17 protein-coding genes are annotated in these 17,741 nt (G+C 45.3%); 14 read left to right on the forward strand and 3 right to left on the reverse strand.

Annotated features, from left to right (window positions below; translation table 11 throughout):
- Window positions 1–135: 135 nt before the first annotated feature.
- Window positions 136–1,485, reverse strand: a complete 1,350-nt coding sequence (locus ACPEPR_RS02330; RefSeq protein WP_045795220.1) for an alanine/glycine:cation symporter family protein — start codon at window positions 1,483–1,485, stop codon at window positions 136–138.
- A 314-nt stretch (window positions 1,486–1,799) separates the two neighbouring features.
- Between ACPEPR_RS02330 and ACPEPR_RS02335 the strand changes: the two genes are divergently transcribed.
- The 7 genes from ACPEPR_RS02335 (at window position 1,800) to ACPEPR_RS02365 (ending at window position 7,953) form a co-directional block, all read left to right on the forward strand.
- Complete coding sequence (locus tag ACPEPR_RS02335) at window positions 1,800–3,203, forward strand: amino acid permease (protein ID WP_075174816.1); 1,404 nt, start codon at window positions 1,800–1,802, stop codon at window positions 3,201–3,203.
- Between the two features lie 133 nt (window positions 3,204–3,336).
- A complete protein-coding gene (lptM, locus tag ACPEPR_RS02340) occupies window positions 3,337–3,567 on the forward strand; it encodes an LPS translocon maturation chaperone LptM (RefSeq protein WP_016659988.1) in 231 nt (76 codons plus the stop codon).
- A gap of 22 nt (window positions 3,568–3,589) precedes the next feature.
- Window positions 3,590–4,834: a diaminopimelate decarboxylase gene (gene lysA, locus ACPEPR_RS02345; protein WP_016659989.1), complete on the forward strand. Its 1,245-nt coding sequence runs from the start codon at window positions 3,590–3,592 to the stop codon at window positions 4,832–4,834.
- Between the two features lie 13 nt (window positions 4,835–4,847).
- A complete protein-coding gene (gene dapF, locus ACPEPR_RS02350) occupies window positions 4,848–5,693 on the forward strand; it encodes a diaminopimelate epimerase (RefSeq protein ID WP_016659990.1) in 846 nt (281 codons plus the stop codon).
- Window positions 5,694–5,782: 89 nt separating this feature from the next.
- Window positions 5,783–6,406 carry an alpha/beta fold hydrolase gene (locus ACPEPR_RS02355; RefSeq protein WP_164844958.1) on the forward strand — a complete coding sequence of 208 codons (624 nt, stop codon included), beginning with the start codon at window positions 5,783–5,785 and terminating at the stop codon, window positions 6,404–6,406.
- Window positions 6,407–6,440: 34 nt separating this feature from the next.
- Window positions 6,441–7,367: a tyrosine recombinase XerC gene (locus tag ACPEPR_RS02360; protein ID WP_075167151.1), complete on the forward strand. Its 927-nt coding sequence runs from the start codon at window positions 6,441–6,443 to the stop codon at window positions 7,365–7,367.
- Window positions 7,368–7,581: 214 nt separating this feature from the next.
- Window positions 7,582–7,953: a hypothetical protein gene (locus tag ACPEPR_RS02365; protein ID WP_034597425.1), complete on the forward strand. Its 372-nt coding sequence runs from the start codon at window positions 7,582–7,584 to the stop codon at window positions 7,951–7,953.
- 82 nt (window positions 7,954–8,035) lie between these two features.
- Here the strand turns inward: ACPEPR_RS02365 and ACPEPR_RS02370 are convergent, their stop codons facing one another.
- Window positions 8,036–8,530 (reverse strand): Lrp/AsnC family transcriptional regulator, encoded by a 495-nt coding sequence (locus tag ACPEPR_RS02370; RefSeq protein ID WP_423561871.1) that lies wholly within the window; start codon window positions 8,528–8,530, stop codon window positions 8,036–8,038.
- Between the two features lie 113 nt (window positions 8,531–8,643).
- On the opposite strand from ACPEPR_RS02370, the gene ACPEPR_RS02375 reads away from it, so the two are divergent.
- The 7 genes from ACPEPR_RS02375 (at window position 8,644) to serC (ending at window position 17,459) form a co-directional block, all read left to right on the forward strand.
- Window positions 8,644–9,249 (forward strand): LysE family translocator, encoded by a 606-nt coding sequence (locus ACPEPR_RS02375; RefSeq protein ID WP_423561872.1) that lies wholly within the window; start codon window positions 8,644–8,646, stop codon window positions 9,247–9,249.
- Between the two features lie 500 nt (window positions 9,250–9,749).
- The gene (locus ACPEPR_RS02380) at window positions 9,750–10,499 is read left to right on the forward strand and encodes an electron transfer flavoprotein subunit beta/FixA family protein (protein ID WP_005176529.1); all 750 of its coding nucleotides are present in this window, start codon (window positions 9,750–9,752) and stop codon (window positions 10,497–10,499) included.
- Between the two features lie 18 nt (window positions 10,500–10,517).
- Window positions 10,518–11,450, forward strand: a complete 933-nt coding sequence (locus tag ACPEPR_RS02385; protein ID WP_005176532.1) for an FAD-binding protein — start codon at window positions 10,518–10,520, stop codon at window positions 11,448–11,450.
- 180 nt (window positions 11,451–11,630) lie between these two features.
- A complete protein-coding gene (locus tag ACPEPR_RS02390) occupies window positions 11,631–12,290 on the forward strand; it encodes a hypothetical protein (protein WP_104470341.1) in 660 nt (219 codons plus the stop codon).
- Between the two features lie 330 nt (window positions 12,291–12,620).
- Complete coding sequence (gene gyrA, locus ACPEPR_RS02395; RefSeq protein WP_423561873.1) at window positions 12,621–15,584, forward strand: DNA gyrase subunit A; 2,964 nt, start codon at window positions 12,621–12,623, stop codon at window positions 15,582–15,584.
- Between the two features lie 68 nt (window positions 15,585–15,652).
- Window positions 15,653–16,084 carry a DUF3887 domain-containing protein gene (locus ACPEPR_RS02400; protein ID WP_160241500.1) on the forward strand — a complete coding sequence of 144 codons (432 nt, stop codon included), beginning with the start codon at window positions 15,653–15,655 and terminating at the stop codon, window positions 16,082–16,084.
- A 295-nt stretch (window positions 16,085–16,379) separates the two neighbouring features.
- A complete protein-coding gene (serC, locus tag ACPEPR_RS02405; RefSeq protein ID WP_045795159.1) occupies window positions 16,380–17,459 on the forward strand; it encodes a 3-phosphoserine/phosphohydroxythreonine transaminase in 1,080 nt (359 codons plus the stop codon).
- A gap of 62 nt (window positions 17,460–17,521) precedes the next feature.
- Here the strand turns inward: serC and ACPEPR_RS02410 are convergent, their stop codons facing one another.
- Window positions 17,522–17,662 (reverse strand): hypothetical protein, encoded by a 141-nt coding sequence (locus ACPEPR_RS02410; protein WP_005176552.1) that lies wholly within the window; start codon window positions 17,660–17,662, stop codon window positions 17,522–17,524.
- Between the last annotated feature and the right edge of the window lie 79 nt (window positions 17,663–17,741).

Consider the following 17,741-nt stretch of genomic DNA (forward strand, 5'->3'; position numbering starts at 1 on the left):
AAATAAACGTCTGGAATGTGTTTTTTAAATCTTGCCCCACAGCATACAGAGGAAATGCCGATTTTCAAATTGTTGATACAGCGGCAAAGAAAAACCACCCGCAGGTGGTTAATCTTGTAGTTTTGTCTAAACGGTTTAGTAAAGTTCGCCGGATTTGCGTCGTGCAATAAAATCTTTCGATTCTTTGGCAATAACACCCGACAGCAGCAATAAGGCAATCAAGTTCGGTACCGCCATTAACCCGTTAAAGGTATCGGCAAACAGCCAGACCAGATCTAGGGTTGCGACACAGCCAATAAACACCGACGCAATGTAAATTAGGCGATACGGCAGTACAAATTTTTCACCGAGCAGATAGGTCGCACATTTTTCACCATAATAGCTCCAGCCTAAAATAGTCGAATAGGCAAAGAAGATGACTCCGAAAGTCACCACCCAGCCCCCGATTCCCGGCAGCAGTTTGTCGAATACGCTAATGGTCAGTACCGCACCGTTCTGATCACCAAAAGACTGACCGGCCATAATAAAGCCCATGACCAGCACAATACCGGTAATTGAACAGACAATAATGGTGTCAATAAAGGTACCAGTCATTGAAACCAGACCCTGACGTGCCGGATGGTCGGTTTTGGCGGCAGCGGCGGCAATTGGGGCAGAACCCATACCGGCTTCATTGGAGAAGACCCCGCGCGCAACACCATAACGGATCGCGGCACCAATCGCACCACCTGCGGCAGCTTCACCGGTAAAGGCATAGGTGACAATCATTTTGAGCGCTGGCACCACCAGTTCAAGGTTATTCAGGATAATGACCAAACCGCCGGCCACATAACCAACGGCCATAATTGGCACAATAACCGAAGAGGCTTTGGCGATGGACTTAATCCCGCCCAGAATCACCAAGGCTGAAAATACAGTAATGATCACGCCGGTAATCCAGGTTTCCAGGCCAAAGCCATTTTCAACGGCCAGCGCTACGGTGTTGGACTGCACCGAGCTGCCAATCCCGAAGGAGGCCACTGCACCGAAAAAGGCGAAAATCAGCGCCAGCCATTTCCATTTCAGGCCGCGTTCAATGTAATACATTGGACCACCGGACATTTCACCTTTCTCGTTTTTTACCCGGTATTTGACTGCCAAAACACCTTCACCATATTTGGTCGCCATCCCGAAAAGGGCGGTCATCCACATCCAGAATACGGCGCCCGGACCACCGAGTACGCAGGCTGTGGCCACACCGGCAATATTACCGGTACCAATGGTGGCAGAAAGTGCGGTCATGAGGGAGGCGAATTGGGAAATATCGCCGGAATGTTTGTCCGGGTGTTTGCCAAAAACCTGTTTAAAGGCCAACGGCAGCATCCGGAATTGCCAGAACAGCAGGCGGAAGGTCAGGAATATCCCGGTACCGACAATCAGCACCAGCATATATGGGCCCCAGACCCAGCCACTAAGGGTTTCCATGAGTGTTTGTAAATCTTGCATCATTGTTTCTTCTTATGTCTCAAAATAGATATTTTGTTTTCTATATAAGCAATTGATATGCCATGCTCATCCTGAGCAAGAGATATAGTTGCGTGCTGCATTTTTATTTGTTACACAGAATTTATGTTTTGACAAGAAAATTGATATAAACCTTGTCAATCCTCCCTTTGGATAAATTGATAACTTTTTGTTATAAGAAAAATAAATTAAATTTAATTATTCCGCAGAAAATATAGATGAAGCGGCATTTCTTTTTGTTTTCTGATTTCTTTTACGTTAGTTTGTCGTGGTTAACACTGAAGTCGAATTCAATAATGTCGTATCAAAATACAAATTCGTCACAAGAAAAAGGCGATCTGCAGCGAAGCTTATCTAACCGGCATTTACAGCTGATTGCCATTGGTGGCGCCATTGGAACAGGATTGTTCATGGGCTCAGGCAAAACCATCAGCCTGGCCGGGCCATCGATCCTGATTATTTATATGATTATTGGTTTTATGGTGTTCTGCGTGATGCGGGCGCTGGGCGAACTGTTGCTGTCCAATCTGCAATATAAATCCTTTATTGATTTCAGTACCGACCTAATTGGCCCGTGGGCCGGCTATTTCGTCGGCTGGACCTACTGGCTGTGCTGGATCACCATCGGGATTGCAGACCTGTCGGCGATTATTTATTACCTGCAATTCTTTAATGGCGGGATGCCGTTTACGCCTGAAGAAGGGGTGATGATCAGTATTGCAGCTATTGTCTTCATTATGGGCTTAAACCTGGTGACCGTGAAGCTGTTTGGTGAAATGGAGTTCTGGTTTGCGCTGATTAAAATTATTGCCATTATTGTGCTGATTGCAGTCGGTTTATGGATGATTTTTACCGGTTTTACCTCAGATGCCGGCACAGTCGCATCCTTTACACATATCTGGAGTCATGGCGGCCTGTTCCCGACAGGTACTATGGGCTTCTTGGCCGGTTTCCAGATTGCGATTTTTGCCTTTGTTGGGGTAGAACTGGTCGGTACCACAGCGGCTGAAACCAAAGATCCAGAGAAAAACCTGCCGAAAGCAGTGAACTCGATTCCGGTACGTATCATTATTTTCTATGTATTGGCCTTATTAATTGTGATGTCGGTGACGCCATGGAACCAGATTGATCCGAATATCTCGCCGTTTGTAAACCTGTTCAGTCAGGCGGGCATTGCGGCCGCGGCGATTATCATGAACCTGGTGGTGCTGTCTTCAGTGATGTCGTCCATGAACAGTGGTGTATTCTCGACCAGCCGGATGCTGTTTGGCCTGTCACGTGAGCAGCAGGGTCCTAAAGCCTTTGGCCGTTTAAATAAACGTGCAGTCCCGGCCAATGCACTGTATTTCTCGGCGGTGTGTCTGCTGTTGGGTGCAGCGTTACAATACTTTGTACCCGATACCGTGAAAGCCTTTACGTTGGCGACCACGCTTTCGACCATTCTGTTTATTTGCGTCTGGCTGATTATTATCTGGAGCTATATTGTCTATTACAAAACCCGTCCGGAACTGCATGCCCAGTCGACTTTTAAATTGCCGGGTGGCCTGTTCACCTGCTGGATGGTGATCATCTTCTTTATTAGTATGATCTATGTGCTGTCTCTGGAGCCAGATACCTTGCAAGCCTTAATGATCAGTCCGATCTGGTTTGTGATTCTGCTGATTGGCTATTTCGGTTTCTATAAGCCAAAACAGAAATAAGCCATTGCACAACAAAAAACGTCAGTGTCCAACTGGCGTTTTTTTATGGCACAAGCTAATCTCTAGCGTTTAACACTTTGGTCACAGCAGTGATCGCGTTATACTTCATGGAAAATTTTAAATAGGTGGTCAGATGCGTTCTGTCATTTGCTGCATCAGTTTATTGACAGCCAGTTTTGTACTGGTCGGTTGTGGTCAATCGGGAGCTTTACAGTTGCCGAGTGATCCAAATTACGACAAACGTGCCAAATATCTGTTATATCCCAATGTCGATTCAGAGCAACATCCTGAAGAGCCGACACCTGCACCGGTACAGCAACAGTTTGCTGCACCTGTAGCTTCGAATTCCACGACGACACCTTAACGTTCATAGAAAGGATACATTCATGAGTTTCACCCGCATCAATGGGGTTTTGCACGCCGAACAATGTTCTTTACAACAGCTGGCGCAGCAATTTGGCACACCACTTTATGTTTATTCAAAAGCAACCTTTGAAAAGCATTATTTAGATATGGATCGTGCTTTTGGCTTTATCGACCATCAAATCTGTTTTGCGGTCAAGTCAAACTCCAATATTGCGGTGCTGAATGTATTGGCCAAGCTCGGTGCGGGTTTTGATATCGTGACCGGCGGCGAGCTGGCGCGCGTGTTGAAAGCCGGTGGCGATGCTTCGAAAATTGTATTCTCAGGTTTAGGCAAAACCGAAGCTGACATTAAAAAAGCACTGGAAGTGGGCATTGCCTGCTTTAACGTTGAATCCTATGCAGAGCTGGATCGGATTCAGAAAGTGGCGGCTGAACTGAAGGTTAAAGCGCCAATTTCTTTACGTGTGAATCCGGATGTCGATGCCAAAACCCATCCTTATATTTCAACCGGTTTAAAAGAAAACAAATTCGGTATTCCATCAGATAGTGTATTTGATACCTATCAATATGCAGCGTCATTACCTAATCTGGACATTGTCGGGATTGACTGCCATATCGGTTCACAGCTGACCGAAACCCAGCCTTTTGTTGATGCGCTGGATCGGGTCATGCTGATGATCGAGCAGCTGAAACAGATGGGCATCACACTCAAACACATTGATATTGGTGGTGGCTTGGGCGTGACCTATAAAGATGAAACTCCGCCATCGGTTGAAGAATATGCCAATGCACTGCGCCCGGCTTTAGAAAAACTGGGCCTGAAAGTGTATATGGAACCGGGCCGTAGTATTTCCGCCAATGCCGGTGTGCTGCTGACCAAAGTCGATTTACTCAAACCGACCAATCACCGTAATTTCGCAATTATTGATGCGGCAATGAATGACCTGATTCGTCCTGCTTTATATGAAGCGTGGATGGACATTCAGCCGGTGACGCCACGTACCGATGTCGAAACCCAACAGTGGGATGTAGTCGGTGCCATCTGTGAAACAGGTGATTTCCTTGGTAAAGAGCGTGATCTTGCCATTCAGGAAAACGATGTACTGGCAGTGCTGGGTGCCGGCGCTTATGGTTTTGTGATGAGCTCCAACTACAACAGCCGTGGCCGTGCTGCAGAAGTGATGGTCGATGGTGATCAGGCACATCTGATTCGTGAACGTGAAACCATTGAATCACTCTGGGAACGTGAGCGTTTATTGCCTTAAGGAGTAAATCAGGATGTTTTTAGAATTTACCAAGATGCATGGTCTGGGCAATGACTTTATGGTGGTTGATTTAATCAGCCAGCGCGCCTATTTCGATAGTCTGACCATTCAGCGTCTGGCCGACCGTCACTTTGGTGTCGGGTTTGACCAGTTGCTGGTGGTTGAGCCACCTGATGTTCCGAATGCCGATTTTAAATACCGTATTTTTAATGCCGATGGCTCAGAAGTCGAGCAGTGTGGTAATGGCGTACGCTGTTTTGCGCGTTTTGTGCATGAGCGCCAGCTGACCAGCAAAACCAAAATCAAGGTGCAAACCAAAGCCGGGATTGTTGAGCCGGAACTGGGTCAAAATGGCTGGGTGCGGGTAAATATGGGGCAGCCGAAATTCCTGCCGCAAGAAATTCCGTTTATTGCTGATGAACCGGATAACTTATATGACCTGATGCTGGCCAATGAAGAGAAGCTGAGCATTGATGTGGTCAATATGGGTAATCCGCATGCCGTGACCATTGTGCAGGATATTTTGACGGCTGATGTCGCACGTTTAGGTCCACAAATTGAATCGCATGAGCGTTTCCCGCAGCGCGTGAACGCCGGCTTTATGCAAATTCTGGATGAACAGCATGCCCGTTTACGTGTGTTTGAACGTGGTGTCGGTGAAACGCTGGCCTGCGGTACGGGCGCGTGTGCGGCAGCAGTTTCCGGGATGCGCCGTGGCTTACTGGCCAGCAAAGTTGAAATTGAGCTGGCGGGTGGCAAGTTACAGATCGAATGGAAAGAAGGCGATGTGGTCTGGATGACCGGTCCAACTGCCAATGTCTATGAAGGCCGTCTGGATTTACGTTATTTCCAGGGCTAATCTGACTATCTCCTATACAAAAGCACCGTTCTATTCACGGTGCTTTTTTATGTTAGGATGATTTGAGTTTTGCCTGCAGAGCCATGATGATGCATAAACTTGTTTTTCTGCCGGGTGCCTCAGGTAGTCAGCAATTCTGGCAGCCGTTAATGGCCCGGTTGCCAGCATCGGCCCGGAAAACCGTGATTGCTTATCCCGGTTTTGATGGGGTAGAAGCCGATGCCAGCATTCAGAGTCTGGCCGATCTGAAAACGCGGGTGATCAGTCAGATTGAAGAGGACAGCATTCTGATTGCCCAGTCGATGGGCGGAGTGTTGGCCATAGCCGCTGCATTGCAGCAGCCGAATAGACTTCGGGCCTTGGTGTTAATGGCTACTTCGGGCGGACTGGATTTAACTCCGTTTCAGGCCAAAGACTGGCGTGAGATTGAACCCCTGCAATGGGCCAAGCTGCCGCAGTGGTTTGTGGAAGATCAGACCTATTATCATCCGGAACAATTGGCCAGTATTGATCTGCCGGTGTTATTGCTTTGGGCCGATCAGGATGAATTGAGTCCGGTTGCCGTTGGTGAGTTTCTGGCCCGGCAGTTGCCGAATGCCCGATTGGTGATTATGCCCGATGCTGATCACTGGTTTGCATCCTCGCAGGCTGAACGTGTCGCCGGGGAGATCAACCGTTTTTTACACGACTATTTTTGCAAAGCTACTTTTTAAAAGACAATTTTTTACCAGAACATAGGATGGTGTGATGAAGTTAAGTGCTGAACAGTTACTGGAGATGTGGCTGAAACAACGCGAAATCCAGCATCAGTCGGCACATACTTTGCATGCTTATGCACGTGATGTTGGTGATTTCCTTCATTTTTGTCAGCAGAAAAACATGCCGCTGGCCGATGTGGAAACCGCTGACTTACGTGAGTTTCTGGCGTATAAGGTCGAAGCGCAGCAGCTGAGTTCCAGCAGTTTGCAGCGCATGTTGTCTTCTATTCGCCAGTTTATGAAATGGGCTGAACAGGGGAGTTATTTGGCGTTTAATCCGGCTGATGATTTTCAGTTAAAACGTCAGCCACGTCCTTTGCCGGGCATGGTCGATATTGAAACGGTACAGCAGATTTTAGATCAGCCAGAGCCGGAGTCAGAGCGGCAAAAACAGCTCTGGGTCCGTGATAAAGCGATTTTAGAGCTGCTGTATTCCAGTGGATTGCGCCTGGCGGAAGTACAGGGCTTAAGAATTAAAGATCTGGATTTTAACCGGCAGTTATTGCGGATTACCGGTAAGGGCAATAAAACCCGGGTGGTACCGTTTGGTTCTAAAGCCAAAGACAGTGTGATGCGCTGGCTACAGATTTATCCGCTGTGGCAGGGTGATTTTGTCCCGGATGCGCAGCTGTTTATTACGGAAAAAGGTCAGCCACTCGGTGCGCGGCAAATTGAAAACCGGGTCAAGTTGCAGGCCCAGCGTGCTGGTGTCAATGTCGATTTGCATCCGCACTTATTGCGACATTGTTTTGCCAGCCACATGTTATCCAATAGCCGTGATTTGCGTGCGGTGCAGGAGATGTTGGGGCACAGTAATTTGACCACCACGCAAATTTATACTCATGTCGATTTTGATCATTTGGCGCAGGTTTATGATCAGGCTCATCCAAGGGCGCAGCGCAAAGAGCAGGGCTGAATTGAGGCAAGTGAAAAGGACTTTCAATTCACGGGTGAAAGACTAGAATAGAGGTGTCAGGCATGAGCATGTGCCACCATTGTAGAATAAAAATAAAGGTGGAGATGGCGTATAAAGAGGGTTAATTTTTGACTCGAGTAATATTCAGAACGAGCACAAAAATTCCAAGGACCCAACCTGATTGATGATTTGGGAAAAATGTAAAGGCATAGATATGATTTCGGATATTCAACAAAAATATGAACAGCTGAGTCCGGCGCAAAAAGAAATTTTTGCCGGTTATGGTTTAAGACAGGTGAAACACTTTGTGGAAATTAACCTGCCAGCTATGCAGGCCATTTTACCTGAACAGGCCGTGATTCAAGGCATTAACGCACAAGGTAAGGTGCAGGCGGTTCATACGGAAACAGGTCAAGGCTATTTATGGATTTCCGATCGTCAGTGGCAGGAAAGCCAGCAATTGACCCAAACCGTCGATGCAACTGAAGATTTTATGCAGGTCTGGAAAGTGTTTAATCTGGCTGAATATGACCTGATTGATTTAAGCCACGTGCACCGCGACTTTTTGGATGGTCAGCAGGCTTAAATATAAGTACTGCGTGCAGCATAGCAAGAGAAGGTTATCTTGCGTGCTGCAACTTAACAATCTTCAAAATCGCCAACTAGGCTTATAAATCTTCCAGCGGCAGCTGAAAACTCTGTTTAATAATTTGACTTGGCAAATCGGTTTTGACACTGGTGATGCCATTTTTTTTGGTTAAATGGGTGGACTGAAATTTACGATAACTTTCTAAATCGGGCATCACCACTTTCAGCATGGCATCGCATTCCCCCAAAATAATATAGCACTCCATCACCTGCGGTAATTCTTTCATCGCCTCAATGAAGGTATCAATAGTTTCGGCATCCTGCCCGACCAGCCAGATCCGGGAAAATAAAATCAGTTGAAACCCAATCTTATGCGGGTCCACCACCGTAGTGTAATTCTGGATTACTCCGGCTTCTTCTAAAATTTTCACCCGTCTTAAGCAGGAGGACGGCGACAGGCCAATTTCACGGGCCAAATCGTTATTCTGAATGCGGCCATTGTTCTGTAAAGCTCGAATGATATTTTTGTCGATGCGATCCAGTTTTATTCGAACAGACTTTGGATATTGCTTCATAAATTAGAAGATAATTTGAAAAATTATTTAGATTATAGAATATTTGAAATCCTATTTTATAGCGTTTCGCAGATACTAATTTTCACTTTCTCAAGTAAGACGGGTAAAAGGAAATGTCTGTATGGGTACTTTTTGCATTGACTGTGTTGCCGCTGATTTTTACGCCGGGGCCGGATATGTTATTCATTTTGTCGCAAGTGATGGGTAAAGATGCAAAAGCAGGCATGATGGCCACAGTCGGTGTATGTTGTGGTTATCTAGTGCATTCGATTCTGGTGGCGTTGGGAATTGCCGCGATAATCGTGTCCTTTTCGCTATTATTTGAAGCGATTCGCTGGTTAGGTATCGCATATTTGCTGTATTTGGCGGTGGGTTTATTCAAGTCGGTATTGAGCAAGAAAAAGCTGGCGATTGAAAGTCGCAGCAGCAGTCATCCGGTGCGCAAAGGATTTTTTACGGCACTGTTGAATCCGAAAGGCATGCTGATTTACTTTGCGATTTTGCCGCAGTTTATTGATAAAACTGGAAATACCGTTACTCAAGGCTTGTTATTGTCCTGCATTTTTATTGGGCTAATTTTTATTGTGTACTGCGCATTAAGTCTGATCTTTGCCAAAATCACCCAGAAAACCCAGCTGGATGAACGTAAACAGAAGTGGATTGATGGTACATCTGGTGGTTTACTGGCGCTGGCAGCCAGCTGGTTAATGGTCAATTAAGCTGTGAAATTTAGAAAAAGCATGTCCTAGGTCGACATGCTTTTTTATATGAAGAGCGTGAAAAAGAGAATTGTTACAAAAACAGAAATGAACCGATGGTCATCTTAGACCAAAGTCTGGCAGGGGATACAAACTGCTATCCTAAATGACATCAAATTAGCCAGGTTTCGGTCTGCTATGTTAAAAAATGAATAATAATTCATTTTATTGTGCTGGCTACTTAATCAGAACAACTGATGTGATACATAAGATAAAAAGATAATATAAATCAATGGTTAAAATATAGCTTAATCTGGCTGAAATATAGCTGGGTTAAGCTGGATGAAAAAAGTATGAACGCAACGTTCAGCTATTTTTACGCATTTTTACAGCTTCTTGGGCAATTGAGACTTGACCGAAATGCCAAACCCATTGCAAGATAAGACACCTACAAAAATTTAAGTGAAGAGTTATCTTAACTTTTCTCATCTTTTACATTTACTAAAACAGCCGAGGATTACATGAAGGCTCTTGTTGCTGTAAAACGTGTGGTTGATGCCAACGTTAAAGTTCGCGTTAAACCGGACAATAGTGGGGTTGACCTTACTAACGTTAAAATGTCAATTAACCCATTCTGTGAAATCGCCGTGGAAGAAGCGGTTCGTCTAAAAGAAAAAGGAACAGTTTCAGAAATCGTTGTTGTTTCTATCGGTCCTAAAGAAGCGCAGGAACAAATCCGTTCTGCTATGGCGCTTGGTGCTGACCGCGGTATTTTAGTTGAAACTGCAGATGAAATTGGCGCACTTGAAGTGGCTAAAATTTTAAAAGGTGTTGTTGAGCAAGAGCAGCCACAACTGATCCTTTTAGGTAAACAGGCAATCGATGATGACTCAAACCAGGTGGGTCAGATGTTGGGTGCTTTACTGGGCGCAGGTCAAGGTACATTCGCTTCTGAAGTGAAAGTAGACGGCGATAAAGTACAAGTGACACGTGAAATCGATGGCGGTTTACAAACTGTTGAATTATCACTGCCAGCAATCATCACGACTGACTTGCGTTTGAATGAGCCACGTTATGCGGCACTTCCAAACATTATGAAAGCGCGTAAAAAACCGCTGGATACCAAGTCTCCTGCAGATTACGGTGTATCAGCCGGGACTAAACTGAAAACTGTAAAAGTTGAGTCACCAGCTGAACGTAAAGCGGGCGTACAAGTGAAGTCTGTAGATGAGCTTGTTGAAAAATTAAAAAATGAAGCGAAAGTGATCTAATACAGAAGGATATAAATCATGAGTATTTTAGTTATCGCTGAGCACGACAACAAAGCACTAAATGGTGCAACGTTAAACGTTGTGGCTGCAGCTCAAAAAATCGGTGGTGATATCACTGTATTGGTTGCTGGTTCTGGCGCGCAAGCAGTTGCTGATCAGGCAGCTAAAGTTGCGGGCGTGAGCAAAGTATTACTGGCTGATGATGCTGCCTATGCAAATCAGTTGGCTGAAAATGTCGCAAAACTGGTTGCTGAATTGGGTAAAGGCTATAGCCATATCCTTGCAGCATCTACAACAACAGGTAAAAACATTTTACCTCGCGCTGCAGCATTGCTGGATGTCAGCATGATTACTGACATTATTGCAGTAGATAGTCCAAATACATTCAAGCGTCCAATTTATGCCGGTAACGCGATTGCAACTGTTGAATCTTCAGAAGCAATTGTTGTCGGTACTGTACGTGGTACAGCATTTGATGCGGTTGCTGCGGAAGGTGGTTCAGCTGCGGTTGAAGCTGCGGCATCTACAGGCGATGCAGGTATTTCTAAGTTTGTGAACGAAGAAATCGTGAAATCTGAACGTCCTGAATTAACAGCTGCACGTATTGTAGTATCAGGTGGTCGTGGTGTAGGTTCAGGTGAGAACTATCACAAAGTACTTGATCCACTGGCAGACAAACTGGGTGCAGCACAAGGTGCATCTCGTGCAGCGGTTGACGCGGGCTTCGTTCCAAACGATATGCAGGTTGGTCAAACAGGTAAAATCGTTGCCCCTGATCTGTACATCGCTGTGGGTATCTCAGGTGCGATCCAGCACTTGGCCGGTATGAAAGATTCTAAAGTGATCGTTGCGATCAACAAAGATGAAGAAGCACCAATTAATGCAGTAGCTGACTACTGGTTAGTAGGTGACTTGAACACTGTAGTTCCAGAATTGGTTTCTAAAATCTAATTCCTGAACTTCGGTTAAAAAGACGCTCTTGCGCAAGCAGTAAAAGTTTTTACTTTGCTGTTTTGTTCAGGGGCGTTTTTTAGGCCTGAAAATAAGGATGACTGTGCCTTATAAAAGATTTGTGTTTCATTTGAATGAAAAGTGATAGAATTCGCCTTTCATTTTTTATCCCGCGTTGTAATGTCCCTGTCCAAAACTGCTCACATCTTATTCATCAGTTTTCTGCTGATCGGCATTTATATTGGTGTCTGTGTTCATACCGCCTTATTTGCACCTGTTCAAGTGACTCAATTCCTGTTTAGCGAGTCGGGACCGTTTGAGACCTTTAGTGCCTGGCTCTGGTATTTGCTGGCTGTACTGTGTGTGCTGAATACAGAGCTGAAGTTAAAGACACGTATTTTTACCGCTTTGGGCGCTGCGCTGTTGGGCTTAAGGGAAATGGATTTTCATAAACGTCTGTTCGATGACAGCTTTATTAAAACCAATTTTTATCGCAGTGCAGAAATCCCTTTTATGGATAAGCTGTTAGGTTTTATCTTGCTGCTGGCAATTATTTTCGTATTTTTTAATCTGGCCAAGATTTTTGTGCAGGTCATTCGTCAATTTAAGTCGAATCCGAATATTGCCTACCTGTTTATTGCCTTAACGGTATTGTGTGGTGGTTTGAGCAAGCTGTTGGACCGTACCAGCTCGACTTTAAATGAAGACTTTAATATCAAGCTGATGCAGCATACCGAAGTCATTATTATGACCATTGAAGAAGGCGTAGAGATGCTATTGCCTATTTTGCTGGTGGTTGCGGTCATGACTTACCGGAAAGTACTCAACCAGCCCAATTAAAACATCGCTTTGCTGGGATCAAGCACGTTAATCTGGGGCAGGTTAACGTGCTTTTTTAATGGGAAATGCAAAATCCGGGGCTGGATTATTCTGATAAAAAGTGAATCAAGTTCTACAAATTCGGTTTTTTGAAAATGAGTTAAAATTTAATCATTAAACATTAGAAAATTAACGAGATTAAGATGAACGGGATGGCACAAAAATAGGACTATTTATGCTATAATTCCCAGCTAAATTTTCGTTTTTTAACTCAAGTTTTGAGTTAAATTTTTTGCCAAATTTACGATATAAAATGCGGGCAGAAATCTGCTTGTATAACAAGGAGTATGCATGAGCGTATCGGAAATTAGACCGATTGCCATTGAGGATGAACTCAAGCATTCATATCTCGATTATGCAATGAGCGTGATTGTGTCACGGGCATTGCCAGATGTACGAGATGGTTTAAAACCTGTTCATCGTCGTGTGCTTTATGCAATGCACGAATTGGGCAATGACTACAACAAAGCCTACAAAAAGTCTGCCCGTGTTGTGGGTGATGTGATCGGTAAATACCATCCACACGGCGATTCTGCAGTCTATGAAACCATCGTTCGTATGGCGCAAGACTTCAGTCTGCGTTATCAACTGGTGGATGGTCAGGGTAACTTCGGTTCGATTGATGGCGATAGTGCGGCCGCAATGCGTTATACCGAAGTACGTATGACCAAGCTGGCCCATGAACTCCTGGCCGATCTGGAAAAAGATACCGTAGATTGGGTCGATAACTACGATGGCTCGGAGCGTATTCCTGACGTTCTGCCAACCCGTATTCCAAACCTGCTGGTGAATGGTTCTGCCGGTATTGCCGTCGGTATGGCGACCAACATGGCACCGCATAACCTTACCGAAGTGATTAATGCCTGCCTGGCCTATGCCGATAATCCAAATATCAGCATTGAAGGCCTGATGGAACACATCAGTGGTCCAGACTTCCCGACAGGCGGCATCATTTACGGTAAATCGGGTATTGTCGATGCTTACCGTACCGGTAAAGGCCGTTTGCATATCCGTGGTAAATATCATTTTGAAGAAGACCAGAAATCCGGTCGTACCACCATTGTCTTTACTGAAATTCCGTATCAGGTCAACAAGGCCAAAACCATTGAGCGTATTGCTGAACTGGTTAAAGAGAAAAAACTGGAAGGAATCTCGGAGCTACGTGACGAGTCCGATAAAGACGGTATGCGAATTGCGATTGACTTGAAACGTGGTGAGAATGCCGAAGTCATCGTCAATAACCTGTTCCTGAATACGCAGCTGGAAAACTCGTTCAGTATCAATATGGTCTGCCTCGACAACGGTCAGCCAAAACTGATGAACCTGAAAGACATCATTGCTGCGTTTATCCGTCACCGCCAGGAAGTGGTGACTCGCCGTACCATGTATGAACTGCGCAAAGCACGTGAACGCGGTCATATCTTGGAAGGTCTGACCGTTGCTTTGGCGAATATTGATGCCATCATCGAAACCATTAAAACTTCTGCCAACCCGGCCGAAGCGCGTGAGCGTTTACAGGCTGGCGAATGGGCCGCTGGTGGTGTGGTGGCATTGCTGGAAAAAGCCGGTTCCGTGTCTATTCGCCCGGATGAAATTGAAGGTGAAGATTTAAGCCGTCCATTTGGTTTGGATGGAGATGTTTATCGTCTTTCTCCAGCGCAGGTCGGTGCGATTCTGGAACTGCGTTTACACCGCTTAACCGGTCTGGAACAAGACAAGTTACATGCAGAATATTCTGAAATTCTGGCGCAAATCGCTGAATACACTGCTATTTTAAATGACTTTAATTTATTGATGGCGGTGATTCGTGAAGAGCTGGCGCTGGTATTGCAGCAATATGGCGATGCACGTCGCACTGAAATTGTTGAATCCCGCATCGACTTCTCGCGTGAAGATTTAATTCCTGAAGAGCAGGTGGTGTTAACCGTTTCACAATCCGGTTATGCCAAGACTCAGCCATTGTCCGATTATCAGGCTCAGCGCCGTGGTGGTCGTGGTAAGTCTGCCACAAGCATGAAAGAAGATGATTATATCCAGCATCTGATTGTCACCTCGAACCACGCGACCGTACTGTGCTTTACCGATGTCGGTAAGGTCTATCGCCTGAAAGTATTTGAAGTGCCACAAGCTTCACGTGGTTCGAAAGGCCGTCCAATGGTCAACCTGTTGCCATTAGATGCCAATGAAACCATTACCGCGATTCTGCCAGTAATTGATGCACCGAAGAAATTCAAAGAGCGTCTGGCCGATTTCCGTAGTTTTGTGAAAGCTAACTCAGTACAATTGCAGCAAAATCAAGTAATTGATAGCCATTATGCCGAACTTGAAGCCGCATTTGCAGAACTGGCAGATGGTGATGATCTGTCGGATGCCTTACGTGTTCAGTTAAAACAGTTGGGCCTAGAGCTGTCAGCCACAGACCTGGATGATGAAATTGTTGCAGAATTTGCCGAGCAGGCTGAAAATCTGCGCAAAAACTTCTATGTGTTTATGGCAACAGCGTCTGGTACGGTTAAACGTGTCGAGCTGGAGCAGTTCAGCAATGTGCGTTCTAACGGTTTACGTGCCATTGAACTGAACGAAGAAGACACCCTGATTGGCGTGGCGATTACCGATGGCGAACAGCAAATCATGCTGTTCTCGAATGAAGGTAAGGCGATCCGTTTTGCTGAAACTGATGTTCGTGCCATGGGCCGTTCAGCCAAGGGTGTGCGTGGTATGCGTGTCACCATTGGGGCAGCGCAAGCGGAAGAAGCCGAAGACGATACAGCCGATAGCGAAGATGATGCAACCGACAGCAATTTTGTGAGCCGGATTGTATCGCTGGTCGTGGTACCAGAAACCGGTGAAGTGCTGTGTGCATCCGCCAATGGTTATGGTAAACGTACTCCGGTCGATGACTTCCCGACCAAAAAACGTGGTGGTAAGGGTGTAATTGCAATCAAGACCTCTGAACGTAACGGTGAACTGGTCGGCGCGGTGGCCATTGATGCTTCGAAAGAATTGATGCTGATTTCGGATGGCGGTACGCTGGTACGTACCCGTGCTTCGGAAGTGGCGGAAACCGGTCGTAATGCGCAAGGTGTACGTTTAATCCGTTTAGGTGAAAACGAAACGCTGGTGGGTGTAGAAGCGATTGAAGCCGTGGAAGAAGATGAATTTTCTGAAGATTTAGCTGATGAAAATACAGCTTTAGATACGCTAGAGACCGATGCAGCATCTGCTGAGCAGGATGAAAAACCGGCTGAAGAATAATTTCTCTTCTCATGAAAAGGACGCTTCGGCGTCCTTTTTTACACAGTACCGTACAGGAATAACCCAATATGCAGCTTAAATTATGGATGGGCTTGAGTGTTCTGGCTTTGGCCGGATGTGATCAGCTGGGTCAAAAAGCCATGGACGCCATTCCAAACCCGAGTCCGCAGCAAGAGCAGGTGGCACAGGCGGCCTATGACAATTTACGTGATGGCGAGTTCGAGCAGTTTCTGAATCATCTCGAACCAGAACTCAAAAGCCATTTTCAGGACAACCAGAAAGTCATGAAACGCTTTGCCAAGGTGATTCCAAAAGGCGAATATAAATCGCGTACCCTGATGACCAAAAGTATTGAAACCGGTAGTAATCAGCCGGGTCAGTACAAGATTAGCTATGAATATGCATATCCGAAAAATCTGGTGCAATATGACGTCAGCTTTGACCAGCCGGGCGGTAGCAGTAAAATCCGCAACTTGAATATTCAGGTATTTGGTGAGTGAGTGCACTCTTAATCACTACATTTTACTAAGCTTTACCAGATCGCTGCGTATTACTGCATATATATTCAAGATCAGTGCAAAATGTATTTAAGTAATAGAAAGAGGTCATCCACATTGGGCTAGATATAGAGTGAGATAGGTTTCCAATCTGCTGGAAAATTTCAAATTATCTTGTGAATCTATATTGATTTTTCGACTGTATCTGCGTGCCAAGATTGAAATAATTTTGTGCAAGCCCGAGCAAGATGTGGTTAAATGCCTATTTTATTGTGTTTCACCTTGACAAGGAAAAATCATGCGCGCGTACAACTTCTGTGCTGGCCCTGCTGCATTACCCACTGCCGTATTAGAAAAAGCTCAAGCAGAAATGCTGGACTGGCACGGCAAAGGCCTTTCGATCATGGAAATGAGCCATCGTAGCAAAGATTATGTTGCGGTTGCAGAAAAAGCAGAAGCCGATTTACGCAAACTCATGAACATTCCTGAGAACTATAAAGTACTGTTCTTGCAGGGTGGGGCATCCTTACAATTCTCGGCAATTCCATTAAACCTGCTCGGTAAAAATAACAAGGCCGATTATATCCATACCGGTATCTGGTCTGAAAAAGCATTAAAAGAAGCACAGCGTTATGGCGATATTCATGTCGTGAACGCAGGTATTCAGATTGATGGTAAACATGCGATTAGCGCGCAAAGCGAGTGGGATTTATCTGCAGATGCAGCTTATGTGCATTATGCCGACAATGAAACCATTGGTGGTCTGCAATTTGCCAGCATTCCTGAAACCGACAAGCCGTTGGTGTGTGACTATTCATCTAGCATTCTGTCTGCACCGCTAGATGTTAGCAAGTTTGGTTTAATTTATGCGGGTGCACAGAAAAATATTGGCCCGGCAGGTTTAACCCTGGTGATTATCCGTGAAGATTTACTGGATCAGGCCAAGCCGGAAATTCCAAGCATCCTGAAATATTCAGATCAGGCAAAAAATGGTTCAATGGTGAATACGCCATCGACCTATGCCTGGTATTTATCCGGTCTGGTTTTTGAATGGTTACTGGAAAATGGTGGGGTTGATGCCATGCATCAGACCAACCTTGAAAAAGCCAAACTGCTTTATGGTTATATCGATTCAAGCGATTTCTACGCCAACCCGATTGTTGAAGCCAACCGTTCGATCATGAACGTACCATTTACGCTGGCCAATGCCGATCTGGAAAAACAGTTCCTGCAAGAAGCGGAAGCCAATCATCTGTTGAATCTGGCTGGTCACCGTTCAGTTGGTGGTATGCGTGCCAGCATTTATAATGCCGTGCCACTTGAAGGTGTTCAGGCACTGGTTAACTTTATGGATGACTTTGCCAAACGCAACGGCTAATCCAGCGTATACGAAAAAGCCCATCATCAGGATGGGCTTTTTTATGGGATATGGAATACGGATTAAAAAATAAATTGATGCAGCAGGTAGGCAGAAATCATCATGCCCAGAACAAAAAACAGGCAGGACATTTTATCCAGACGATAACGCTGACCCATTTGATGTTCAACAGATTGTAAGTTTTCTTCTTGCACGATTTTCATAGATATTATATTCCAGTGATCTATTTATCGTTGATACTTTCGATTTGTCACATATTATTAACATAAAAAATTGGTTAAA

Origin of the sequence: Acinetobacter sp. AND/436, assembly GCF_049546925.1 — a bacterium.
GTDB lineage: Bacteria > Pseudomonadota > Gammaproteobacteria > Pseudomonadales > Moraxellaceae > Acinetobacter > Acinetobacter indicus.